The sequence below is a fragment of the Micromonospora sp. BS32 genome (assembly GCF_059089345.1).
Genome location: NZ_JBSSHR010000002.1, coordinates 18,461 through 41,078, shown reverse-complemented (window position 1 = coordinate 41,078; position 22,618 = coordinate 18,461). Strand labels below are relative to the sequence as shown.

Below are 22,618 nucleotides of genomic sequence, written 5' to 3'. Positions count from 1 at the left end.
CCTGCGGTGGATGAGATTCTGACGTACGCCCAGGCAGAGCCGGCCGGCACCGTCGCCTACGCTCCGGCTGGCGGCCTGCTGAGCAGCGTCTGGCTGCTGGTGGCCATCCCGCTGGTCAGCGCGGCGATCCTGCTGCTGCTCGGCCGGCGGGCCGACCGCTGGGGGCACTGGCTCGGCGTGGCCGCCATCGGCGCCGCGTTCGTGCTGGGGCTCAGCTCCTTCTTCCAGCTGCGCGGCCTGGAGAACAAGTCGGTCGAGCTGAGCCTCTGGGACTTCATCACGGTCGGCGGCCTGAAGGTGGACTTCGGTCTGCTCTTCGACCCGCTGGCCGCGGTCTTCGTCCTGCTGATCACCGGGGTGGGTTTCCTGATCCACCTCTACGCGGTCGAGTACATGGCGCACGACGAGGGCCGGCGACGGTTCTTCGCGTACTTCAACCTCTTCGTCGCCGCGATGCTGCTGCTGGTGCTCGGCAACAACTACGTGATGCTCTACTTCGGCTGGGAGGGCGTCGGTCTGGCGTCGTACCTGCTGATCTCCTTCTGGTACGGGCGGCCGAGCGCGGCCACCGCCGGCAAGAAGGCGTTCCTGATGAACCGGGTCGGCGACGCCGGCCTGGCCATCGGCATCTTCATCATGTTCGCCACCCTCGGCACCACCCAGTACGACGAGGTCTTCAACGGCGTCGGCGCGCTCCAGGCTGGCACGGTGCTCGCGCTCGGCCTGCTGCTGCTGCTCGGCGCGGCCGGCAAGTCCGGTCAGTTCCCGCTCCAGGCGTGGCTGCCGGACGCGATGGAGGGCCCGACCCCGGTGTCGGCGCTCATCCACGCCGCCACCATGGTCACCGCGGGCGTCTACCTGATCGCCCGGTCCAACCCGATCTTCTCGGCCAACTCCACGCTCCAACTGGTCGTGGTGAGCGTCGGCGCGCTGACCCTGCTGATGGGCTGCATCATCGGCGCGGCCAAGGACGACATCAAGCGGGTGCTGGCCTGGTCGACGGTGAGCCAGATCGGCTACATGTTCCTCGGCGTCGGCCTCGGTGGCGGCGCTTACGCGCTGGCCATCATCCACCTGCTGGCGCACGGCTTCTTCAAGGCCAACATGTTCCTCGGCGCCGGTTCGGTCATGCACGGCATGAACGACCAGGTGGACATCCGGCGCTTCGGCGGCCTGTCGAAGTACATGAAGATCACCTGGATCACCTTCATGACGGGCTGGCTAGCCATCATCGGCATCCCACCGTTGTCCGGCTACTTCTCCAAGGAGCCGATCATCGCCTCGGCCTTCGAGCGGGAGGGCTGGACCGCCTGGCTCTTCGGCGGGGCTGCGTTGCTCGGCGCGGGGCTCACCGCCTTCTACATGACCCGGCTCTTCGTGCTCACCTTCCACGGCCCGAAGCGGTGGACCGAGGACATCGAGCACCCGCACGAGTCGCCGAAGCTGATGACCATCCCGCTGATCCTGCTCGCGGCCGGCTCGGTGCTGGCCGGTGGCCTGATGACGTGGAACGGCGGGGTGGTCTCCTGGCTGACCCCGGTGCTCGGCGAGGAGGCCGGCGGTGAGCCGCACGCGGTGCTCCCGCACGCCGTGATCACCATCCTGTCGATCCTGGTCACCGTGCTCGGCGCCGGGCTGGCCTGGGCGCTGTTCCGCAACGGCACCGCCACCGAGCCGCAGCCGGCCGGGGTGCTGGTCACCGCCGCCCGGCGCAACCTCTACACGGACGCCTTCAACGAGGCGGTCTTCGAGAAGCCGGGCGTCTTCCTCACCCGGGCGCTGGTCTTCCTCGACAACCGGGGCATCGACGGGCTGGTCAACGGCCTCGCCGCGGCGGTCGGGGGCGGCTCGGGTCGGCTCCGGCGGCTGCAGACCGGCTTCGTCCGGTCGTACGCGACGTCCATCCTCACCGGCGCGCTGCTCGTGGTGGCGGCGTTCCTGGCCGTGCAGGCGGGGTGGCTGGCGTGATCGATCTCTTCCCGGCCGCCGCCGCCGGCGGACCACGCAGTGACGACGGAGGTAAGGCCGCATAATGTCCAACTTCCCGTTCCTCTCGGTGCTGACCGTGGCACCGCTGGTCGGCGCCCTGGTCGTGGCCCTCCTGCCGCGCCGCCGGCCCGACCTGGCCAAGCAGGTGGCCTTCGGCTGGTCGCTGCTGGTGCTGGCGCTCTCCGTGGTCATGTGGTTCGCGTTCCAGGCGGACGGCGACCGGCTCCAGTTCCGGGAGTCGTACCCGTGGATCCCGACCTGGGGGGTCAGCTTCACCTTCGCCGCCGACGGCATCGCGCTGGTCATGCTGATGCTCATCGCGATCCTGGTGCCGCTGGTGATCCTGGCGTCCTGGCACGACGCGGAGGCGTCGAAGCGGTCCGTGCCGGTCTACTTCGCCCTGCTGCTCATCCTCGAGTCCACGATGATCGGCGTCTTCGCCGCCGCCGACGTCTTCCTGTTCTACGTGTTCTTCGAGGTCATGCTGGTGCCGATGTACTTCCTGATCGGCAGCTACGGCGGCCACCAGCGGCAGTACGCGGCGGTGAAGTTCTTCCTCTACTCGCTGGTCGGCGGCCTGTTCATGCTCGCCGCGGTGATCGGCCTCTGGGTGGTCGGCGGGAAGACCTTCGACTGGCAGGCGCTGACCCAGGTGGACATCTCCACCGGCACCGCCCGCTGGCTCTTCCTCGGCTTCTTCCTCGCCTTCGCGATCAAGGCGCCGTTCTTCCCGTTCCACACCTGGCTGCCGGACGCCGGTGGCGCCGCGCCGGCCGGGGCCGCCGCGCTGCTCGTCGGCGTGCTGGACAAGGTCGGCACCTTCGGCATCCTGCGCTACTGCCTGCCGCTGTTCCCCGAGGCGTCCCGCTGGTTCGCCCCGTGGGCGCTGGCGCTCGGCGTCATCGGCATCATCTACGCGGCGCTGCTGGCGGTCGGCCAGTCCGACCTGAAGCGGCTGGTGTCGTACACCTCGATCGCGCACTTCGGCTTCATCGGGGTCGGCATCTTCGCCTTCACCACCCAGGCCGGCACCGGCGCGGTGCTCTACATGCTCAACCACGGGCTCGCCACCGGCCTGCTCTTCCTGGTGGTGGGCATGCTGATCGCCCGCCGCGGCTCGGCGATGATCCGGGACTTCGGCGGCGCCGGCAAGCTGGTGCCGCTGCTGGCCGGGGTGCTCTTCTTCGCCGGTCTGGCGTCCCTGGCGCTGCCCGGCACCGCGCCGTTCGTCTCCGAGTTCCTGGTGCTGATCGGCACGTTCACGGTGAACAAGCCGGTCGCGGTGATCGCCACCGTGGGGATCATCCTGGCCGCCGCGTACGTGCTCTGGATGGTGCAGCGCACCACCCAGGGGACGCTCAACCCGGAGCTGGCCGAGGTCGAGGGGATGCGCCGGGACCTCAGCCTCCGGGAGAAGGCAGTGGTCGCCCCGCTGATCGCCCTGATCGTGCTGCTCGGCTTCTATCCCAAGCCGGTCACCGACGTCATCAACCCCGCCGTGCAGGCGACCATGAACGACGTCGGCCGGACCGATCCCGCCCCGACGGTCGGCAGCGTCCAGGAGGCCGCAAAATGACCGAGCTCAAGTTGCCGTCGATCGACTACGCGGCGCTCGCTCCGATCCTGATCATGCTCACGGTGGCCCTGCTCGGCGTGCTGGTGGAGGCCTTCGTGCCGCGCCGCCACCGGCACCTGGTGCAGCTCACGCTGGCCCTGCTGGCGGTGCTCGGCGCGCTGGTGATGGTGGTGCTGCACGCCGACGACCGGCTGATCACGGCCGGCGGCGCGATCGCCGTGGACGGCCCCACGCTCTTCCTCCAGGGCGCCATCCTGGTGCTCGCCGCGATGGCGCTGCTGCTGATCGGTGAGCGCTCGGTGGAGCGCGGCGGCGCGTTCGTGGCCCAGGCCGCGCTCACCGCCGAGTCGGCCGACGACCGGCGGCAGGCCGAGGGGAGCAACGGCGCCACCGAGGTGTACCCGCTGACCACCTTCGCGATCGGCGGCATGCTGATCTTCGTGGCGGCGAACGACCTGCTGACCATGTTCATCGCGCTCGAGGTCTTCTCGCTGCCGCTCTACCTGCTCTGCGCGCTGGCCCGTCGCCGGCGACTGCTGAGCCAGGAGGCGGCGATGAAGTACTTCCTGCTCGGGGCGTACTCGTCGGCGTTCTTCCTGTTCGGGGTGGCGCTGATCTACGGCTTCACGTCCGGCATCCCGGGCCGGTCGGCCGGCGTCGACTTCGCCACCGTGCACGCCGCGGTGGGCGAGTCGCCGGCCAGCCCGGTGCTGCTCTTCGCCGGCATGGCGCTGCTCGCCATCGGCCTGCTCTTCAAGGCCGCCGCCGCGCCGTTCCACGTCTGGACCCCGGACGTCTACCAGGGCGCCCCGACCCCGGTCACCGCCTTCATGGCGGCCTGCACCAAGGTCGCCGCGTTCGGCGCGCTGCTGCGGGTGTTCCACGTGGCGTTCGCCCAGGCCGCCTGGGACTTCACCCCGGTGCTGGGCGCGGTGGCGGTGCTGACCATGCTGGTCGGCGCGGTGCTGGCGGTCACCCAGACCGACATCAAGCGGCTGCTGGCGTACTCGTCGATCGCCAACGCCGGCTACCTGCTGGTGGGGGTGCTCGCGCCCTCCGGTGCGGGCGTCTCCGGCACGATGTTCTACCTGGCCGCGTACGGCTTCTCGGTGCTCGCCGCGTTCGCCGTGGTCACCCTGGTCCGGGACGCCGACGGGGAGGCCGGCCACCTGTCCCGCTGGGCCGGGCTGGGCCGCCGCTCGCCGTTCTACGCCGCGATCTTCACCTTCATCCTGCTGGCCTTCGCCGGTATCCCGCTGACCAGCGGCTTCACCAGCAAGTTCGCGGTCTTCGGCCCGGCGCTGGAGAGCGGGCACGTCTGGCTGGTGGTGGCCGGCGTGCTGACCAGCATGGTGCTGGCCTTCCCGTACCTGCGGGTCGTGGTGATGATGTGGCTCTCCGAGCCGGGCGAGTCCACGCCGACCGTGACGGTGCCGGGCGGGCTGACCGCGACCGCGCTGATGATCGGGGTGGCCGCCACGCTGATCCTGGGCGTGGCGCCGGCGCCGCTGCTGGACCTGGCGAACGATGCCGCCACGTTCGTACGATGATCCACTTCGGGTGGCTCGCGGGGCCGGTGCGCGGTGCGCGCCGGTCCCGCGGCCGTATCCCCGCCCCGGAGCAGGTCGAACGGGTGTGGCATGGTTGATGGTGTGGTGATTCCGGCGGGCGAGCGTTCAGATGCCGTCGGCTCCGGCGGTCGTCGGAGCCGGGCGGGCACGAGTCAGGTCGGCGCGCTCGGCGTGTACCTCGCCGATCCGCGGGTCGAAGCCTCCGTGCTGCGTCTGCTCGGCGGCGTCGAGACCGAGCTGCGGGCCAGTGTGGCCAGCGCCGACCCGTTCGTCACCGAGGCCGCCCGCCACCTGGTGGAGGCCGGCGGCAAACGGTTCCGGCCGCTGCTGGTGGCGCTGGGCGCCCAGTTCGGCGACCCGGAGCGGGCGGAGGTCGTCCCGGCCGCGGTGGTGATGGAGCTCACCCACCTGGCCACCCTCTACCACGACGACGTGATGGACGAGGCCGCCGTGCGGCGGGGCGCCCCGAGCGCCAACTCCCGCTGGACCAACTCGGTGGCCATCCTGGTCGGCGACTACCTCTTCGCTCGCGCCGCGGACATCTCCGCCGAACTCGGCACCGAGGCGGTACGGCTCCAGGCGCGCACCTTCGCCCGGCTGGTGCACGGCCAGATCGCCGAGACGGTCGGCCCGCGTGCCGACCAGGACCCGGTCGACCACTACCTGCACGTCATCGCCGAGAAGACCGGTTCGCTGATCGCCACCTCCGCCCGCTTCGGCGGCCTGTTCAGTGGCGCCACGCCGGAGCACACCGAGGCCCTGGCGGGCTACGGCGAGACCATCGGGGTGGCCTTCCAGCTCTCCGACGACCTGCTCGACATCGCCAGCGAGTCGGTGCAGTCCGGCAAGACCCCCGGCACCGATCTGCGGGAGGGCGTGCCCACCCTGCCGGTGCTCTACGCCCGGGCGGCGGACGACTCGGACGCCGCCTCGGTGCGGCTGCGGGAGATCCTGGCCACCGGCCCGCTGGTCGACGACGCGCTGCACGCCGAGGCGCTCACCCTGCTCCGCGACTCCCCGGCGCTCAAGCGCGCGCGGGAGACCGTCCGCAGCTACGCCGAGGACGCGAGGGCTCAGCTCGCCCCGCTCCCGCAGGGTCCGGCCCGGCGCGCCCTCGAATCCCTCTGCGACTACATCGCCGACCGCACCAGCTGACCCCCAGGCGCGCCCCGACGCGCGCCGGTGCCGGACGTGGCGTCAGGGGGTGGGGCGGGTGAGCATCCGGCTGCCCGTGAGCATGAGGGCGGCGGCGGCGAGCATGGCGACCGCCGCGATCGACCACATCGCCGGATAGCCGAGGCCGGCGGCGGCGGCGCCCAGGCCGAGCGGGCCGACGCAGCCGCCCGCGTACACCCCGGTCTGGGTGATCGAGGTGGCGGCGGCCGGGGCCTGCGGGTGCAGCTGGACCACCGCGAAGTTCATCAGCCCGGGCCAGGCCCAGCCCAACCCGAAGCCGAGCACCACGCCGGCCACCAGCGACGCCGTGCCGGCCAGGGCGAGCAGCGCCAGGCCGGCCGCCCCGACCACCAGCATCCCGGCGATCAGCGCGACGTGCCCGCCCTCCCGGCGGTCGGCCAGCCAGCCGGCGCAGATCCGGGCGGTCACGCAGACCACACTGCCCAGGGTCAGGGTGAGGCCGGCCAGTCCCGGGGCGAGCCCGCGGGTCACCGACGAGTCCACCAGGAAGGTGCCCAGGGCGTTGGCCGCGGCCGCCGCCAGCGTCGCGGCCAGCCCGATCACCACCAGGGCCGTGGTGGCCCGCCCCGCGCGGGCCGGCGCGGCCCGGCCGGCCGGACCGGCCTGCCCCGGGGGTACGGCGGGCAGCGCGGCCAGCGCCGCCACCGCACCGGCCACGAAGGCCCAGCGCCAGCCCGCGGTCAGCGCGATGGCCGGCACCGCCACTCCGGCCAGCAGGGTGGAGACCGGGATGGCGGACTGCTTCACGCCGAACGACAGCCCCTGCCGCCGGGCCGGGACGTGCCGGGCCAGCGCCGCGTTGCTGGCGAGCTGGCCGAGGGCGTTCGCCGCCGCGCTCAGCCCCAGCAGGGCGACCAGCACCGGGTACGACCGGGCCAGTCCCGCGATGGCGAGCAGGCACCCGGCGGCGAGCAGGATGCCCACCCGGGCCACCACCGCCGGGCCGTACCGCTCGACCAGCCGGCCGGACGGCACCGAGGCCAGCGCGCTGACGCCGAAGTAGAGGGAGACGGCCAGGCCCAGCCCGGCGGGGGAGAAGCGTAGGTCGTCGCCCATCTGCACGGCCAGCCCGCCGACCAGGAACACGGGTAGCACGCAGGCGATGGTGGTGGCGACCGCCCCGGAACCGGCCCGCAGGGGGCTCACGGCCGGACGGCTCGGTGCGGGGGTGAGCGCGGTGTCGGTCATGGTCAGGCCAACCTACGCGAGTCCCCTAGCCGACAACTCGGCGTGTCAGGCTGGTACACGCCGGGTACGGGGTCGTTTGAGATCCTCGACCCGAACGGGCGTTCCGTACCGGGGTCATTTTTCATATGGTGTAAGTCCCCGGCTGCGGAGGTGGTTGTGCGCGACCCCCTGGCGGAGCCTTCGGACCTGATCCGGAGCGTCTCCCGCGCGCTACGCGTGCTCGAGTCGGTCGGTCGCGCCCCCAAGGGACTGACCGTCAAGCAGATCGCCCGGCGCTGCGAACTGACCGTGGCGACCACCTACCACCTGGTGCGCACGCTGGCCTACGAGGGCTACGTGATCCGTCGCGAGGACGGCACCTACATCGTGGGGCTGGAGGTCGCCGACCGTTACCGGGAGCTGGTGACGGCGTTCCGCGGGCCGCCCGCCGTCGGCGAGACACTGCGCCGCGCCGCCGTCGACACCGGCTGGAGCCACTACCTCGGCCGCTTCGTCGGCGGCCAGGTGGCGGTCACCGCGGTCGCCGAGGGGGCCCGCTCGCCGTACCTGGAGGATCTGGTCCCCGGCTTCGACGAGGGGGCGCACGCCACCGCCCTCGGCAAGTCGCTGCTGGCCACCCTCACCGCTGAACAGCGCTTCCGCTACCTGCGCGAGTACGGTATGCGCCCGTTCACCACCGCCACGCTGACCAGCACCGAGGCGTTCGAGGCCGACCTGGCCGCCGGGGACCGGCGCGGCATGCAACTCGAGCTGGGCCAGTTCCGGCAGGGGGTGGCCTGCGCCTCCGTGCTGGTCATGCCCGACAAGGACATGGAACGCCGGGTGGTGCTGGCCTGCGCGCTCCCGGCCAGCGAGATGATGACCTCCGCCCGGGTCGTCCGGGCCAAGCTGCTCACCGTCGCGCGCGCGGTCGCCGACGGCATCGCCGCCGACGCCTGACCGTTGCGGCTCCGGGCTCTGGATACGCCGAGGGGCCCCTCGGCGTACCCGAGGGGCCCCTGGCGGGCGGTCCAGCGCCGGACCGCCGGGTGGAACGTCAGCTGCCGATCGGGCCGCCGTCGAGGCGCCAGGTGACCACCACGCCCGGCTTGGCGTAGTCGCCGTCCGGCCAGGTCGACGCCGGCTTCTCCACCGAGGCGCCGGTGATCTCACCGGGGTGCTGCACGGCCACGAAGACCGACCGGTTGTCACCGGTGATGAACGGGCCGCAGGTCTCCGCGCCGAGCGGCACGGTGAGGAACTGCTTCAGGTGACCTCGCTCCGGGCCCTCCACGGCGGTGGCGAAGAGACCGTCGTTGCTGCCCAGCGCGTTGCCGTCGGTGGAGATCCAGAGGTTGCCGGTGGCGTCGAAGGCGACGTTGTCCGGGCAGGAGATCGGCGAGACCCGGGTCTTGTCGTACCCGGCGAAGTGGGTCGACGGGTCGGCCGGGTCGCCGCAGACGATCGGCAGCGACCAGGTGAAGGTCTCGGCGGTGTTGTCGGCCCGGTCCTCCACCAGCTCCAGGATCTGGCCGTGCTTGTTGAGGTTGCGCGGGTTGATCTCGTCGGCCGGGGCCTTGCCGGGCTTGCCCCGGTCGGTGTTGTTGGTCAGCGCCGCGTACACCTTGCCGGTGAGCAGGCTGGGCTGCACGTCCTCCGGGCGGTCCATCTTGGTCGCGCCGACCTTGTCGCCGGCGAGCCGGGTGAAGGTGAGCACGTCCGCGGCGGTCATCCCGTCCACGTACGAGCGGTTGCCGCTGACCAGCTTGATCCAGCGGCCGGAGCCGTTGAAAGCGCCATCGGCGGGGAGCTTGCCCGACCCGTCGATCTCGGCGGCGCTGGTCTGGTCGAACTGCGCCACGTACAGGGTGCCGGACTCCAGCAGGGTCAGGTTGTGCCTGCGGGCCACCCACGAGTCGCCCGGCATGTACTTCTTGTCCGAGACGAACTTGTACAGGTAGTCGAACCGCTCGTCGTCACCCATGTACGCCACCACGTGACCGCTCTTCGCCACGATGACGTTGGCGCCCTCGTGCTTGAACCGGCCCAACGCGGTGTGCTTGCGCGGGCGACTCTCCGGGTCGAACGGGTCGATCTCGACGATCCAGCCGAACCGATGTGCCTCGTTCGGGTGCTTCGACAGGTCGAAGCGCTCGTCGGCTCGCTCCCACTTGCGGCTGCCGCTCGGGTAGCGGGCGGCGGTGCCGATGCCGTACCGGTCCAGCTTCGGCTTCAGCTCCGCCGGTGCGCCGTCGGCGCCGACGAAGTACTGGTTGAAGTTCTCCTCGCCGGAGAGGACGGTGCCCCACGGGGTGACGCCGCCAGCGCAGTTGTTGAGCGTGCCGACCACCGTACGGCCCGTCGGGTCGGCGGCGGTGCGCAGCCACGCGGAACCGGCGGCCGGACCGGTCAGCTCGAACTTCGTGGCCAACGCGGTGACCCGCCGGTTGTACGGCCGGCGGCCGTGCGGGACCGGACGCCACTGCCCGGTGCCGTCCACCCGCTCCAGCTCCACCACGGACATGCCGTGCGCGGCCATCGCCGTGCGCAGCTGCTCGACGGTGAGGTTGTCCAGGCCGGTGAAGCCAGGGAACATCAGGTCCTCGTTGGTGTACTCGTGGTTGACCACGAGCAGCGCCCGGTGGCCGCGCCGGTCCAGCGGCAGCACCCCGACGAAGTCGTTGTTGTAGCCGAACTGCTTCGCCTGCGCGGCGGCGTTCTGCCGGTGCAGGTCGAACTCCGGCGCGCCGGGGACCACCTGGTCACCCCACTTGATCACCACGGCGTGGTCGTACCCGTTCGGGACGACCAGGGTGTCGAGCTTGTTCGGCGGGATCGAGTTGAAGGTCAGCGCGCCGTTGCCCACGGAGGGCTGCGGGCGGGCGAAGTCGGTCACCTCGGGGACGACCGGCGTGGCCGGGGCGGCCGAGGCCGGGGCGGCGCCGGCGGCGGCGCCGCCGAAGCCGAGGACCAGCGCGCCGACGGCGCCGGCGCGGACCACCCCGCGGCGGGACACCCCCTCGGAGACGATGTCCCCGAAGTACGTGTTGTCGGAGGTGTTCGGCACGGGGTGGTCGCAGGCGTTGCCGCACCGGTACAGACAGGTCATCGCATCGCGGCTGCCGTGCCGGGTGGCACCGAGCAGCGGGAGCAGCCGGGGACGGTCGCTCATGGAAGGAGCCTCCTGGAAGCAAGATCGGTGGCACGTCGGATCACCGCACCGGCGTGCGTACCGGCCGGACGCTGCCAGGGCGGGGTGAGCGGTCGCCGGACTGGTGGTGAACCCGATGTGAACAGCAGTCACTGGTGAACCGATCCGGGTCACCGCGCGTATTCACGAGCGGACACACGTCGCCCCGACGCGCCGGAGAGCGAGGGGATCACCATCAGCGACCACGACGCCCAACTGCTGCGCGCGCTGCACGACGAGCACGCGGAGGCCCTGTACGCGCACGCACTCCGGCTGGTCAACGGCGACCGGACGCGGGCCGAGGACCTGGTGCAGGAGACCCTGCTGCGGGCCTGGCGCCATCCGGAGTCGCTGGATCCGCGGCGCGGCTCGGTCCGCGCCTGGCTCTTCACCACGGCGCGGAACCTCGCCATCGACGCCTGGCGTCGACGGTCCACCCGGGTCGGTGAGGTGTTCACCGACGAGTTGCCCGAGCCGCCCGAGGCGGTCGACGAAGCGGAGCGCGCGGTGGAGGCGTGGACCGTCGCCGAGGCGTTGAACCGGCTGAGCCCGACCCACCGCGAGGTGCTGGTGGAGTGCTTCTACCAGGGCCGCTCGGTGGCCGAGGCCGCCGCCCGGCTGGGCGTGCCGCCTGGGACGGTCAAGTCCCGCACCCACTACGCACTGCGCTCACTACGGTTGGTCCTGGCCGAGATGGGGGTGACCGGATGACCCGCTGCGAGTTCGCGCACGACGACGGCGCGTACGTGCTGGGCGCCCTGGCCCCCGCCGACCGCGCGGCCTACGAGCGGCACCTGGCCGGCTGCGCGGCCTGCCGGGAGGCGGTCGCCGAGATCGCCGTGCTGCCCGGGCTGCTCGGCCGGCTCGACCCGACCGCGCTGGACGAGTTCCTCCCGCCGCCGCCGGAGACCACGCGGGTGCCCGCGCTGCTCGACGCCGCGCGGGCCCGCCGGCGCCGCGAGCGGTCCCGCACCCGCCGCCGGTACGCGCTGACCGGCCTGGCCGCCGCTGCGCTCGCCCTGGTGGTGGGGGTCGGCGCGACCAGCGCGCTGCGCCCCGCCGCGCCGACCGGGCCGACGGTCCAGGCCGTCCGGATGGTCGCCATGCAGCCGGTGGCGCCGAAGGCGCCGGTGCACGCCGAGATCGGGCTGACCGGCACCGACTGGGGCACCCAGGTCACCATGCACTGCGGGTACGACGCGACGTCCGGCTACCACAAGGCGTACGCCTTCCGGCTGGTGGCGCACGGTCCGGACGGCGCGACGGAGCAGATCGGCTCCTGGCTGGCCGCCCCCGGCGACGACGTCCGGCTCACCGGCGGGACCCGGTTCACCGACGCGGAGCTGGTCCGGCTGGAACTGCTCCGCGCCGACGGCACCGTCGTGCTGGGCTACGACGTCGGTTGACGCACCGGTCACCGGCTGGCGGTGACCGGTTCCGCGATGCGGGCGGCGGCCCGGGTACGGCGGGTGTGCCGCAGCGCGTCGACGGTGAACACGATCAGCGCGACCCAGACCAGGGCGAAGCCGGCGAGCCGGGCCGGCGGCATCGGCTCATGGAAGATCAGCACGCCGCAGCCGAGCTGGAGGATCGGGGCGAGGTACTGCAACATGCCGAGCGCCGACAGCGGCAGCCGGTTGGCCGCGCCGGCGAAGAGCAGCAGCGGGATCGCGGTGGCCGCGCCGGCCAGCACCAGCAGCGCGGTGTGCCCGGCCGAGACGTGGCCGAACGTCGACTCGCCCCGGCGGGCCAGCCAGCCCAGGTAGGCCAGGGCGGGCAGCGCCAGCACCGCCGACTCGACGAAGAGCCCCTCCGCGGCGGGCAGCCCGAGTCGCTTCTTCACCAGCCCGTACCCGGCGAAGCTGAACGCCAGGGTGAGCGCCAGGTAGGGCAACCGGCCGTAGTCGACGGTGAGCACCGCGACGGCCGCCGCGCCGACTCCCAGCGCGGCCCACTGCGCCGGGCGCAGCCGCTCGCGCAGCACGAAGACGCCGAGCAGCACCGAGACCAGCGGGTTGATGAAGTAGCCGAGCGCGGTCTCCACCACCCGGTCGGAGTTCACCCCGTAGATGTAGGTGCCCCAGTTGACCGCGATCAGCGCCGCCGCGACGCCGATGCCGGCCAGCGTCCGGGGCCGGCGGGCCAGCGCCCGCAGGAATCCGACGTTGCGCAGCGCGGCGAGCAGCAGCGCCACGAAGACCACCGACCAGACGATCCGGTGTGCCAGGATCTCGATCGGCCCGGCCGGCCGGAGCAGCTTCAGGTAGATCGGGAAGAAGCCCCAGAGCAGGTACGCCCCGAGGCCGTAGAGGTAGCCGAGCCGGATCTGGTTCACCCCTCCACCGTAAGGGGCGAAGTGGTGCCGTGTTCCTTTCCGGTGACCGGCCTCACCGGTTGTTCGCGCTGGTCCAGCTCCATGAACCGGCCCGGCGGCACCTCGGTGAAGCCCAGCTTCGCGTACACCCCGTGGGCATCCAGGGTGGCCAGCAGGATCCGGCGTACGCCGAGCCCCGCCAGGTGGTCACGGACCGCCTCGACCAGCCAGCTGCCCAGCCCTCGGCCCCGCTCCTCCCGCGCCACGTAGACGTCGCAGAGCCAGCCGAAGGTCGCCCCGTCGGTGACCACCCGGGCGACCGCCACCTGTCGGTCGTCCGCGACCCGGTGCACGGCGTACCCGATCGAACCGGCGAAGGCGCGGGCCACCGTCTCCCGGTCCCGCCCCAGCGCCCAGTACGCGTCGGTGGAGAGCCAGTGGTGCACCAGCCCCAGGTCGAGTTGGTCGGGATCGGTGCTGAGTCGGTAGCCGTCGGCGCGGGTCAGAGTGAACACCGCTCCGACGCTAGCGGGCACGCCGGGACACCGCGCCAGCCAATTCCCGCCTACTGGCCGCCGCACGCCCGCCGTCACCGGGCCGCACCCGGCAGTGCTGACGAAGGTCAGTCGCGGTCGAGGATGGCGCCGAGGATCCAGGTCACGATGCCGACGAAGAGCGCGCCGAGCACCGCCTCCGGCCAGAAGCTGTCCACATGGAAGGGCAGCCCGGCCTGGTCGGCGATCCAGCTGGTGAGCAGGAAGAGCAGGCCGTTGACCACCAGCGCGATCAGCCCCAGGGTCAGCAGGTAGAAACCGCAGCCCACGGACTTGATGATCGGCTGGAGCACCGCGTTGACCACGCCGAAGATCACCGCGACCAGCACCAGCGTGGTGACCGTCTCGACGGCCGAGTCGGAATTCAGCGAGATGCCGGGGATCAGCAGTGTCGCCAGCCAGAAGGCCACCGCCGTGGAGCCCAGCCGGATCAGAAGGCCCTTCAGAAAACCCATGGCGCGCATCGTGCCACGGGAGATCCACCCGGGGAACCCTCCGCGGGGCCGGGTCAGCGCCGACCCGGCCGTCCGATCAACTGCGACTCGATCGGAGTCGGGGAGAGCAGGGCCCAGCGCAACGCCCGCCGATTCACCACCGCCACCATGTCCTCCCGGATCCGGGTCAGCCACTCCGCCGACCCGCCCAGACCCAGCGCGGCCCCGGCCAGCGTCGCCTCCGCCGGGTCCAGCGGTTGCAGCACCGCCAGGTCGGCCCGGCCCAGGGTGTCCAGGTCGGCCGGCGTCAGCTCGTCGCGGACCACCAGCATGGCCGACCAGGCCGCGCCCGGCGTCGACTCGGCCGGCGCCGTGCCGGCATCCACCACCAGCAGCAACGGGCGCAGCGGCGAGCCGGCCGCCCGGGCCACCGAGCGGCCCGGCGGGACCACCGCGACGGCGCCGCCGACGCCCCGGACGAACGGTTCCCATTCGCGCGGCCGCCCGGTCCGCACCACCACCACAGCGCCCAGTGCCATTGCCCGCAGCACCAGCAGCTGCGCCGCCCGCACCCCGCCCACCAGCGCCAGCCGGGTGCCCTCCGCGCGGAACAGCCGGACGGTGACCGCGCCGCCGTGCCGATTCGCGCCCACCATCAGCCCGGCGTCGCCGAGGGTCAGCTCCAACTGTTCCGGACCGTCGACCGCGGGGACGCCGGCCACCGCCAGGGGCAGGGTGGCGGCCAGGCCGTCGAGCTGCGCCCCGTCCAGGCGAGCCACCTCGCCACCGGCGTCGGCGACGAGCCGGCGCAGCCCCTGCGCCGCGGCATCCAGCTCGGCGACGCTCCAGGCGCTGAGCCGTACCGTCGCCTCGACCGGCACTGGCGCGGAGTCGGCGCCGACGCGCGGGCCGGCGCAGAGCGACACGGTGGTGGCCGTCGCGGGCAGCGCCAGCAGTCTCGGCACCAACCGCCGGCCCAGGTCGGCGCGCGGGTCGGGCCAGCGCCGCAGCCGGAAGGCGGCCTGTGCCAGGCCGCCGGAGCGGACCAGCTGCCAGCTCTCCCGGGTCGGCTGGTCGCCGTCGTGGTGGGCCAGTTCTCCGAGTACGCGCAGCGCGGCGGGCGCGCCGAGCGGCCGGGTGGTGGTCGAGCCGAGCCTCCGGACGATCCGTCGCACCGTGCCGGAGAGAGCCCGGCGCAGCTCCTCGTCGGACCAGCCGTCCACCCGCAGCACCCGGACGGCGAGCAGGGCCCGCTCCTGCCCGGGCAGCCGTCCCTCGGTCAACTGCCGGTACGACGTGCCCGCCGTGCCGCCGGCCACCGCTGGCGAGGCGTGCAGCAGCAGCTGAACCCGCACCGGCGGCTGCTCGGGCGCGCCGGGTGGCAACAGCGTGGCCGGCGCCGGCAGCGCCCGGGGGCCGTCGCCGAGCAGGTCGCCAGGGTCCCCCAGGTCGAGCAGCGCGGTCAGCCCGGCGGCGTCGTCGACCGCGGCGACCGGGCCGCCGGCCAGCTCCACGGTGCGCAGCACGGCGCCCGGCAGGACCAGCTCCAGCAGCGCCTGCGGACCGGCGGCCGGAGCGAGCGCGCGCCGCCGGGTGAGGTAGCCGACCCCGGTGCCCAGCCACTCGAAGAGCCACCGGCCGCGCCAGCGCGCCCAGGCCAGGGCGGTCAGCAGCACGGCGCCGGCGAGGGCGAGCACGGTCGGGCCGACGCCCCGGCCCAGCGCGGCGACCGGCAGCGCCACCGCCACCTGCGCGGCGACCACCTGACCGGCCCGTACGGCGCTGGCCGTGCGGGGGCCGGCCGGGGTCCACCGGACCTGGTGGTCCACCCTGGCCGGACCTCCGGTCGTGCTCGCCGTCACCGGGTCTCCTCCCGCTCCGCGCGTGGGGTGCCGTGCCGCCGCCGGAACACGATCTGATCGCACCGCGACGGCGGCGTGACCCATCGTAGGCGGTGACCAATGTCCGCAGTTGTCCACAGGGGAGGGCGAGGGGGTAGCACGACGGCGAGCGGACGACTACCGTCAGCGACGAGTTTCGCTGACCGTCACGCCGTGGGCACAGCGCGGTGACCGGTGTGGAGCGTCCATGCTGGAGGCCCCGACGGCCAGCCACGATCGAGGAGGCGAGGTGACGTCCGGGGTGTCCCAGACCCAGGCAGAAGCCGCGGTGATGCAGCAGACCGCCGCGAAGTTCGAGCAGGTGGACCAGTCCCTGCAGACCATGCTGAGCGGCCTGATGGCCGAGCTGGAGGTGTTGCAGCAGGCCTGGCGCGGGGCCGGCGGGCGCTCCTTCGAGCAGGTCAAGCAGCAGTGGTCGCAGGACCAGGCGGCGTTGCAGCGGGCGCTGCGGGAGACCGCGTCGGCGATCCGCACCGCCGGCCAGCAGTACGACGTCTCGGATTCCGAGGCGGCCAGCCGGGTCGCCGGCGCCAACCGCGGCATCCAGCTGCCGCTGTAACCAGATCCCGGGGAGGGAGCATCCAATGGACCACGGTGTGCTGGTCGTCAACTTCGCCGCGCTGCAGCAGGCCAGCGAGGACATCCAGAAGGCTCTGAACACGCTCGACTCGCAGCTCGGCCAGCTGGAGCGGGACGCCGCGCCGTTGGTGGGCAGCTGGGCGGGCGAGGCCCGGCAGGCGTACGAGCAGCGGCAGGCCCGGTGGCGGTCCGCGTCGCAGGACCTTCAGGCCATGCTGCGCGACATCAAGCTCGCGGTGGACGATTCCGCGTCCGACTACCTCAACACCGAGAAGAGGAACGTCGGCCTGTTCCAGTGAGCACCCCGGCGGCGGCGCCCGACGGTCCCGTCGGGTTCCGCCGCCCGCTCGGGCCGCTCAGGCCGGCCCGGCGGGTCGCCAGCCGCGGCGGGCGCCTCGCGGCAGCACCACGGCCAGCAGCACCAGCAGCGTCACCGCGGCGGCGGTGACCGAGGCGACCAGCAGCGCGCGGTCCTGCGCCGCGGCGCGACGTGCCTGCCGGGCGAACGCCGCCGGGTCGGGCCGGTCCGCCGCGAGCGCCGCCGGACGGGCCGCCGTCGCCGCTTGCGCGCCCGTCTCGACGACCGCCCGGTACGGGTTGAGCACACCCGCGCCGTACCCGCCCCGGTCGCCGCCCGGCGCCGGGTCCGCGGTGTCCATGATCCGGCGCGTCACCTGCGCCGCGGTCAGGCTCGGCCGGTACTGCCGGACCAGCGCCGCGGTCGCCGCCACGAACGGGGCGGCGTAGCTGGTCCCCTCCGCCCGGCGATGCCCCTGCTCGGGAGCGGCCATCAGCACGTCGCTGCCCGGCGCCACCACGTCGACGTACGGTCCGGTCTGGGAGAACGCCGCCCGGGAGCCGCCGGCGGTGATCGCACCCACCCCGAGCACCCCGTCGTACGACGCGGGGTAGGGGCGGGGGTCGCCGCTGTCGTGCAGGTTGCCGGCGGCGGCCACCACGACCACGTCCCGCCGTACCGCGTAGCCGACCGCCTCGCGGACGGCCGGATCGTCGGAGTACAGCACCACGGAGAGGTTCAGCACGTCGGCGTCGTGGTCCACCGCCCACCGGATCGCCCGGGCGAAGTCGGTCGCGCTGACCGTACGCCCCGACTCCCGCCCCTGGACCACCTGCTGCTCGCTGACCCGGACCGGCAGGATCCGGGTCCCGGGCGCCAGCCCGTGGAAGGGCAGCCCGTCCTCCTCCGCAGCGGCGATGATGCTGGCCACGCCGGTGCCGTGACCGGCGCAGTCGCGGGTGCCGTCGCCTCCCGGGTCGAGGAAGTCCGCCCCGTCGAGGACCCGACCGCGCAGCTGCGGATGCCGTCGGTCGACCCCTGAGTCGATCACCGCCACGGTCACCCCGGCGCCGTCGGCCAGGGGGGTGAGCCGCTCCGGGGCGTACCGCCGCTGGGGCCACGGGGTGGCCGTGACCGGGCGGGCCGGGGCGAGCGGGGTGGCGCAGGCGGGGACGGCGGCGCCGGCCACGACCGGGCCCGCCGTGGGGGCGAGGGAGACGGCCGGTGCGGCCGGACGGGCCGCGGCGAGGGCCGACACGGCTACGGCCGGCAGGGTGGCCAGCAGGGCCGCCGCCGCGCCGGCCATGGCCGGGCGCGTACCGGATCGGGACATCGACCGCCTCCGTATCGTGTCGACTCCGGGACGGAATGTTATCTCCTCGGCGTGCGGCGGGCGGGCCGCCCGCCGCTCGGCCCATTGTGATCTTGTTACCACCTTGTAGGTTGTACGCGATGCCTATGGCCTGTTCGCGGGAGGAGAGGTGGCCGTGACCGACTGGGAGCCGGCTACCGAGGCCGAGACGGCGATGCGCGACGCACTCCAGGCCAACGACCAGGAGCTGTACTTCCGCATCCTGGCCCAGACCGAGCTGTTCCTGCCGGTCTCCGCCCAGGCCCTCGCCGGTGAGGCGCCGATGGGTTGGGGCACCTGGACCACCGGCGGGCGTACGCACGTGCTCGCCTTCACCTCGACCGCCGCGCTGCACGCCTGTCTCGGCGCCACCGTCGGGCCCAGCCGGCGCCGGGCGTTCGCCGACCTGGCCACCGACTGGCCGCACCACGAGTGGTGGCTGGCGGTCAACCCGGGCCTGCCCGTCGAGGGGTACCTGCCGGCGTGGTTCGTCTCCCAGCTCTCCCGTGGGGACGTCCGCCTGCCCGGCCGCACGATGGGCGCGCGGGCCCGGTTGGAGCGGGCCGAGACGCTCGCCCGGGCCCGGGGCGACGCCGCCCCCGGCCAGGAGCCCTCGTCGGCTCCGCCGGCCGGCATTCCCACGACCGGCGGCTGGACACCGCCGCGCCCGGCCGCGCCGGCCGGCGCGGCAGCGTCCGGTGCCACGGCCATCGGCGCCGTCCCGGAGGGCCGCTCCGACCCCGCAGCCGTCCGAATACCCGGCACGTCGCCGGCCTCCCCCGGGTCCGCCACGGACGCGGACGACGCGGGTGCGGTCGACGGGGGAGCGCGCGCCGGCAACGGCCGGGTCTCCGCCGCCCCGGGGGGCCCCACCGACCTGCTCCGGCCCTCCCCGCTACGCCGTCGGTCGCTGGGGGAGGAGACCGGTCCGGCGAACGGTCGCAGCTCCTTCTTCGAGCCCGCCCCGGGGCGGGGCGGGGCGGTCCGGTCACCGCGGGACAACCCGCTGCGCGCCGGCGACCGCGCTGCCCCGTCGCCCCGACCGGGCCTCGGCGGCCAGCCTTTTCCCCGTCGCCGGCCTGCGACGAACCTGCCCGACGACGACCCAACCCGGGCGTTCCAGGTGGACGACGACCCGACCCGGGCGTTCCGGGTGGACGACCAGGCGACCCAGCCGATCCCGGCGCCCGCGCCGGCCGACCGCCGGCCGGACCCGCTGGCGGAGGAACCCACCCGGGCGTTCCGGCTCGACCCGTCCGCGGCCGAGGCGACCCAGGTGCTGCCCCGCCGCACCCTGGCACCGGCTGACGAGCAGACCCAGCGCCTGCCCGACCCGACGGTACGGCCGGTCTCCCCGGCCGCCCCTGCGTCGTTCGCCGAGGAGCTGCCGGCCTCGATCGCCGAGCCGGTCTCCGGCCCTCCGGCGCCGCGTCGGGGCTTCTCGCCCATCGTCATCGAGGGCACCATCATCGAATCCCGGGATCTGCCGGGGCCGCACGAGCCGGACCCGGTCACCGCCGCCTTCGGCTGGCGGCCGACCGTCGGCGCTCCCAGGGTCAAGGACGAGGCGGCCGACGTGTCCGCCCCGTCCTCCCCGGCGCCTGGCTCCCGGCCGGGGCCGGTGGACGCCGAGCTCGCCAGCATCGCGTTCCCCGCCGGCGCCGCCTTCCCCACCGCGCCCGCGACGACGGGCCCGGTCGACGCCGCGCCGTCGAGCACTACGCCGTCGAGCACTACGCCATCGAGCACCGCGCCGGCGAGCACCGGGAGGTTCGGCGGCGCGCCGGCGAGCAACGGGCCGGTCGACTCCGGCCCGGCGACGACCGAGCCGGTCCGCGCCGAGCGCGCCGCGTCCGCCGGCCCCACGACCGTGCCGCGGACCGCGAACGGGACGCCGCCGGACCCCGGCCCGGGGTGGCTGCCGTTCGACGGTGCTCCGGCGGCCGGTGTCACGCCGGACGACGCCGGCCCGGAGCCGACGTTGCGAACCACGCCGTCCGCCGGCGCCGCGCAGGCCGCACCGACCGCCCAGGCCGCACCGACTCTCGCGCAGGCCGCACCGACCGCCGCGCAGGCCGCCGCACCGACCGCCGCGCAGGCCGCCCCGCCGACCGTCGCCCAGGTCGCACCGAGCGGCTCCGCCGGACGGGATGCGGACGCCGCGCCGGCCACCGGACCCTCCGTCGACGCGGTGGCGTTCCAGCCGGCCAACGAGGTCGAGGAGGACCTGCTGGACGCCGCCGGCAGCGGCAGCACGGACACCTTCCTCTCCACCCTGCTGCTGGCCCGGGTGCTGCTTCCGGTCTCGCCCGACTCGGCACCGGGCAGCCGCCCCGGCGAGCCCGGTTTCGTGTGGCGTACGGAGGAACTGGACGGTGAGCCGTACGTGGTGGTGCACACCTCGCCCGAGCGGCTGGCCGACCACGCCGGGGAGCCGGTGGAGACCATCGAGGTCCGGTTCGTGCAGCTGATCCGGCGCTGGCCGGAGGAGAACTGGTGGTTCGCCGTCAACCCGGGCACCCCGGTCGGCGCGAAGCTGCCCGGTGAGCAGATCGTCAACCTGGCCAGCTGGGCCGCCGAGGTGGGGCTCGGCGACGACCCGGAGGTCGAGCCGGCGGCGCCCGCCGAGGAGCCGGCCGAACGCAGCCGGTACGCCCCGACGGCCACCGACCCGTCCCGTCCGGTGGTCATGCAGAAGGCGGTCGCGCCGAGTCAGCTCGCCTACTACCTGGAGCGCGGCTACGACCGGGTCTCCGGTTTCGTGCACCGGGCCGGCGAGCTGGCCCACCTGACCACCCCGGCCCAGCTGCACAGCGCGCTCGGCCTCGGCTACCCGGATTCGCCCTTCGCCCGGGACGCGGAGCAGATCTACCTGCTCCGCTGGCCGGCGTACCGGCCCAGCCTCTACCGGATCCCGTACGGCGGTCAGAACGAGGCGGCCATGCGGGCGATGGAGGGCTGGGTCATCGAGCGCGCGCCCTTCCGGGGCAACGGCTTCGCGCCGGGGGAGAGCAGCGACGTGGTGGCCGAGTTCAAGGTGGACAGCGCCCGGCTGCCGCACGGCGCGCAGCTCTGGCGGGTCGGCTCGGACGGCACCGAACGGGTCATCGCCATCTTCGACGCCGACGCGCTGCTCTGGCGACAGGTGGGTGAGTCCTGATGCGGGACGGTTACGTGGCCCGCTGGCGCGGCCGGGAGTACCAGGCCAGCCCGGACGTCGACGACGTGCGGATCTACCAGCCCGAGCCGGGTGACGGCTTCGAGGAGGTACGCCCCGGCCGGCACGTCCGGGTGGTGCCGGTCGGTGAGGTGGAGGAGCTGGCGTACGTCCGGACCACCTGCACGTGGCAGGGGCAGCCGTTCATCGTCCTCGGCGAGCACGAGGGGTGGCTGCGGGTCGAGTACACCGGCGGACGCTGGCCGGTGGCCCGCTCGATGGGCCTGGAGGTCTTCGACTTCGGCGTCTACCAGGGCTGGGCGCCCGCCGCCGAGGTAGTGGACCTGCGCGAGCAGCGGGTCTGACGGCTCAGGACTTCGTCCAGCGCAGGATCTCGCCGAGCACCAGGTCCCGGGCCTCCAGGTGCGGGAAGTGCCCCACCCCGTCCAGCAGCCGCCACTCGTACGGGGCGAGGACGTACCGGCCGGAGCCCTGGGCGGTACGGGGCAGCGCGGCGACGTCGTCCGCGCCGTGCAGTTGCAGGGTCGGGGTGACCAGGGGCTTCTGCATCAGCCGGACGAACCGGTAACCGTGCAGCCGTACCGCCGACCGGAACGCCCACCGGTAGCCCTCCAGGGCGCAGAAGGCGGCCTGCGGGATGCACATCGCCTCGCGGCAGCGCTCCGCGTACGCGGCGAACTCCGGCCCCTGCACCCAGGCCGTCCCGCCCCAGCTGCGCAGCATCTCCGCGACGGCGGCGGCGTCGTTGCGGGTGAGCACGTGCTCGTAGCGGGGCAGCTGGAACCGCAGTGCCGGCATGGCGGCGGCGAACTGCCCGCGGGGGTCGGCGAAGATGGCCGCGCGCAGCCGTAGCGGGTGTGGCGCGCCGAGCACCACCAGCCGCCGGACCATGGTGGGGTGGAAGGAGGCGGCGGTCCAGCCGATCATGCCGCCGGCACCCGCGCCGACCACGGTGGCGGACCGTTCGCCGAGGGCCCGGATCAGGCCGGCCACGTCGGCGGCGAGGGTGTAGCCGTCGTACCCCCGGGGTGGCTTGTCGCTGGCGCCGTAGCCGCGCAGGTCGACGGCGACCGCCCGGAAGCCGGCGTCGGCGACGGCCGGGAGCATCTCGTGCCACGCCCACCAGTGCTCGGGGAAGCCGTGCAGGAAGAGCACCATCGGCCCGGTTCCCGCCTCGACCACATGGAAGCGGCTGCCGTTCGCGCCGACGAAACGGTGCGTCCACGGCCCCTCGGTCAGGACGCAGGACTCGTCGACGGGTCCGCCACGCTGCTCGGTCATGGGGCACAGCCTAGGACCCGAGGTCACCGGCGCGGCCC

19 protein-coding genes are annotated in these 22,618 nt (G+C 73.8%); 11 read left to right on the top strand and 8 right to left on the bottom strand.

Going from position 1 to position 22,618, the window contains the following annotated elements:
• The first annotated feature begins 6 nt into the window (after positions 1-6).
• The 4 genes from nuoL (at position 7) to AC5RWQ_RS02785 (ending at position 6,291) form a co-directional block, all read left to right on the top strand.
• The gene (gene nuoL / locus AC5RWQ_RS02800; RefSeq protein ID WP_494281178.1) at positions 7-1,968 is read left to right on the top strand and encodes an NADH-quinone oxidoreductase subunit L; all 1,962 of its coding nucleotides are present in this window, start codon (positions 7-9) and stop codon (positions 1,966-1,968) included.
• 64 nt (positions 1,969-2,032) lie between these two features.
• The gene (locus AC5RWQ_RS02795; RefSeq protein ID WP_494281177.1) at positions 2,033-3,565 is read left to right on the top strand and encodes an NADH-quinone oxidoreductase subunit M; all 1,533 of its coding nucleotides are present in this window, start codon (positions 2,033-2,035) and stop codon (positions 3,563-3,565) included.
• A complete protein-coding gene (gene nuoN, locus AC5RWQ_RS02790) occupies positions 3,562-5,115 on the top strand; it encodes an NADH-quinone oxidoreductase subunit NuoN (protein WP_494281176.1) in 1,554 nt (517 codons plus the stop codon). The genes AC5RWQ_RS02795 and nuoN overlap by 4 nt, the downstream gene beginning before the upstream one ends.
• A 90-nt stretch (positions 5,116-5,205) precedes the next feature.
• Entirely contained in the window at positions 5,206-6,291 is a 1,086-nt protein-coding gene (locus tag AC5RWQ_RS02785; RefSeq protein ID WP_494281175.1) for a polyprenyl synthetase family protein, read from the top strand.
• A gap of 42 nt (positions 6,292-6,333) precedes the next feature.
• Here AC5RWQ_RS02785 and AC5RWQ_RS02780 read toward each other — a convergent pair whose 3' ends face one another.
• Positions 6,334-7,521, bottom strand: coding sequence for an MFS transporter (locus AC5RWQ_RS02780; RefSeq protein WP_494281174.1), 1,188 nt, complete (start codon positions 7,519-7,521; stop codon positions 6,334-6,336).
• 156 nt (positions 7,522-7,677) lie between these two features.
• On the opposite strand from AC5RWQ_RS02780, the gene AC5RWQ_RS02775 reads away from it, so the two are divergent.
• A complete protein-coding gene (locus tag AC5RWQ_RS02775; RefSeq protein WP_494281173.1) occupies positions 7,678-8,460 on the top strand; it encodes an IclR family transcriptional regulator in 783 nt (260 codons plus the stop codon).
• Between the two features lie 97 nt (positions 8,461-8,557).
• Here AC5RWQ_RS02775 and AC5RWQ_RS02770 read toward each other — a convergent pair whose 3' ends face one another.
• A complete protein-coding gene (locus tag AC5RWQ_RS02770; RefSeq protein ID WP_494281172.1) occupies positions 8,558-10,672 on the bottom strand; it encodes a PhoX family protein in 2,115 nt (704 codons plus the stop codon).
• Between the two features lie 234 nt (positions 10,673-10,906).
• Here AC5RWQ_RS02770 and AC5RWQ_RS02765 point away from each other — a divergent pair, with 234 nt between their 5' ends.
• Together AC5RWQ_RS02765 and AC5RWQ_RS02760 are read left to right on the top strand one after the other, a co-directional pair.
• Complete coding sequence (locus AC5RWQ_RS02765) at positions 10,907-11,401, top strand: sigma-70 family RNA polymerase sigma factor (RefSeq protein WP_280840715.1); 495 nt, start codon at positions 10,907-10,909, stop codon at positions 11,399-11,401.
• Complete coding sequence (locus AC5RWQ_RS02760) at positions 11,398-12,096, top strand: anti-sigma factor family protein (protein ID WP_494281171.1); 699 nt, start codon at positions 11,398-11,400, stop codon at positions 12,094-12,096. The genes AC5RWQ_RS02765 and AC5RWQ_RS02760 overlap by 4 nt, the downstream gene beginning before the upstream one ends.
• An 8-nt stretch (positions 12,097-12,104) precedes the next feature.
• On the opposite strand, the gene rarD is transcribed toward AC5RWQ_RS02760, so the two are convergent.
• From rarD to eccE, 4 genes are all read right to left on the bottom strand, one after another.
• Entirely contained in the window at positions 12,105-13,025 is a 921-nt protein-coding gene (gene rarD, locus AC5RWQ_RS02755) for an EamA family transporter RarD (RefSeq protein ID WP_494281170.1), read from the bottom strand.
• Positions 13,022-13,519 carry a GNAT family N-acetyltransferase gene (locus AC5RWQ_RS02750; RefSeq protein ID WP_494281169.1) on the bottom strand — a complete coding sequence of 166 codons (498 nt, stop codon included), beginning with the start codon at positions 13,517-13,519 and terminating at the stop codon, positions 13,022-13,024. Before AC5RWQ_RS02750 ends, rarD begins: the two co-directional genes overlap by 4 nt.
• A 107-nt stretch (positions 13,520-13,626) precedes the next feature.
• On the bottom strand, positions 13,627-14,013 hold the full coding sequence (locus tag AC5RWQ_RS02745; RefSeq protein ID WP_334491209.1) for a phage holin family protein: 387 nt from the start codon (positions 14,011-14,013) through the stop codon (positions 13,627-13,629).
• A gap of 53 nt (positions 14,014-14,066) precedes the next feature.
• Entirely contained in the window at positions 14,067-15,938 is a 1,872-nt protein-coding gene (gene eccE, locus AC5RWQ_RS02740) for a type VII secretion protein EccE (RefSeq protein WP_494281168.1), read from the bottom strand.
• Between the two features lie 196 nt (positions 15,939-16,134).
• On the opposite strand from eccE, the gene AC5RWQ_RS02735 reads away from it, so the two are divergent.
• Both AC5RWQ_RS02735 and AC5RWQ_RS02730 read left to right on the top strand, forming a co-directional pair.
• Positions 16,135-16,452 carry a WXG100 family type VII secretion target gene (locus tag AC5RWQ_RS02735; RefSeq protein WP_494281610.1) on the top strand — a complete coding sequence of 106 codons (318 nt, stop codon included), beginning with the start codon at positions 16,135-16,137 and terminating at the stop codon, positions 16,450-16,452.
• Positions 16,453-16,477: 25 nt separating this feature from the next.
• The gene (locus AC5RWQ_RS02730; RefSeq protein ID WP_494281167.1) at positions 16,478-16,771 is read left to right on the top strand and encodes a WXG100 family type VII secretion target; all 294 of its coding nucleotides are present in this window, start codon (positions 16,478-16,480) and stop codon (positions 16,769-16,771) included.
• Positions 16,772-16,828: 57 nt separating this feature from the next.
• Here the strand turns inward: AC5RWQ_RS02730 and mycP are convergent, their stop codons facing one another.
• On the bottom strand, positions 16,829-18,103 hold the full coding sequence (mycP, locus tag AC5RWQ_RS02725) for a type VII secretion-associated serine protease mycosin (RefSeq protein ID WP_494281166.1): 1,275 nt from the start codon (positions 18,101-18,103) through the stop codon (positions 16,829-16,831).
• A gap of 154 nt (positions 18,104-18,257) precedes the next feature.
• On the opposite strand from mycP, the gene AC5RWQ_RS02720 reads away from it, so the two are divergent.
• Both AC5RWQ_RS02720 and AC5RWQ_RS02715 read left to right on the top strand, forming a co-directional pair.
• Positions 18,258-21,281 (top strand): SseB family protein, encoded by a 3,024-nt coding sequence (locus tag AC5RWQ_RS02720; protein WP_494281165.1) that lies wholly within the window; start codon positions 18,258-18,260, stop codon positions 21,279-21,281.
• Positions 21,278-21,643 (top strand): UCP033725 family protein, encoded by a 366-nt coding sequence (locus AC5RWQ_RS02715; RefSeq protein ID WP_334491480.1) that lies wholly within the window; start codon positions 21,278-21,280, stop codon positions 21,641-21,643. The genes AC5RWQ_RS02720 and AC5RWQ_RS02715 overlap by 4 nt, the downstream gene beginning before the upstream one ends.
• 4 nt (positions 21,644-21,647) lie before the next feature.
• On the opposite strand, the gene AC5RWQ_RS02710 is transcribed toward AC5RWQ_RS02715, so the two are convergent.
• A complete protein-coding gene (locus AC5RWQ_RS02710; RefSeq protein WP_494281164.1) occupies positions 21,648-22,580 on the bottom strand; it encodes an alpha/beta fold hydrolase in 933 nt (310 codons plus the stop codon).
• Positions 22,581-22,618: the final 38 nt, after the last annotated feature.

What these genes read in the sequence shown, in the direction of transcription:
- AC5RWQ_RS02785 (WP_494281175.1), top strand. Translation starts at nt 5,206, where the DNA reads ATGGTTGATGGTGTGGTGATTCCGGCGGGCGAGCGTTCAGATGCCGTC.
- AC5RWQ_RS02780 (WP_494281174.1), bottom strand. Translation starts at nt 7,521, where the DNA reads ATGACCGACACCGCGCTCACCCCCGCACCGAGCCGTCCGGCCGTGAGC.
- AC5RWQ_RS02745 (WP_334491209.1), bottom strand. Translation starts at nt 14,013, where the DNA reads ATGGGTTTTCTGAAGGGCCTTCTGATCCGGCTGGGCTCCACGGCGGTG.
- AC5RWQ_RS02795 (WP_494281177.1), top strand. Translation starts at nt 2,033, where the DNA reads ATGTCCAACTTCCCGTTCCTCTCGGTGCTGACCGTGGCACCGCTGGTC.
- AC5RWQ_RS02730 (WP_494281167.1), top strand. Translation starts at nt 16,478, where the DNA reads ATGGACCACGGTGTGCTGGTCGTCAACTTCGCCGCGCTGCAGCAGGCC.
- AC5RWQ_RS02710 (WP_494281164.1), bottom strand. Translation starts at nt 22,580, where the DNA reads ATGACCGAGCAGCGTGGCGGACCCGTCGACGAGTCCTGCGTCCTGACC.
- nuoN (WP_494281176.1), top strand. Translation starts at nt 3,562, where the DNA reads ATGACCGAGCTCAAGTTGCCGTCGATCGACTACGCGGCGCTCGCTCCG.
- eccE (WP_494281168.1), bottom strand. Translation starts at nt 15,938, where the DNA reads ATGGGTCACGCCGCCGTCGCGGTGCGATCAGATCGTGTTCCGGCGGCG.
- AC5RWQ_RS02770 (WP_494281172.1), bottom strand. Translation starts at nt 10,672, where the DNA reads ATGAGCGACCGTCCCCGGCTGCTCCCGCTGCTCGGTGCCACCCGGCAC.
- AC5RWQ_RS02760 (WP_494281171.1), top strand. Translation starts at nt 11,398, where the DNA reads ATGACCCGCTGCGAGTTCGCGCACGACGACGGCGCGTACGTGCTGGGC.
- mycP (WP_494281166.1), bottom strand. Translation starts at nt 18,103, where the DNA reads ATGTCCCGATCCGGTACGCGCCCGGCCATGGCCGGCGCGGCGGCGGCC.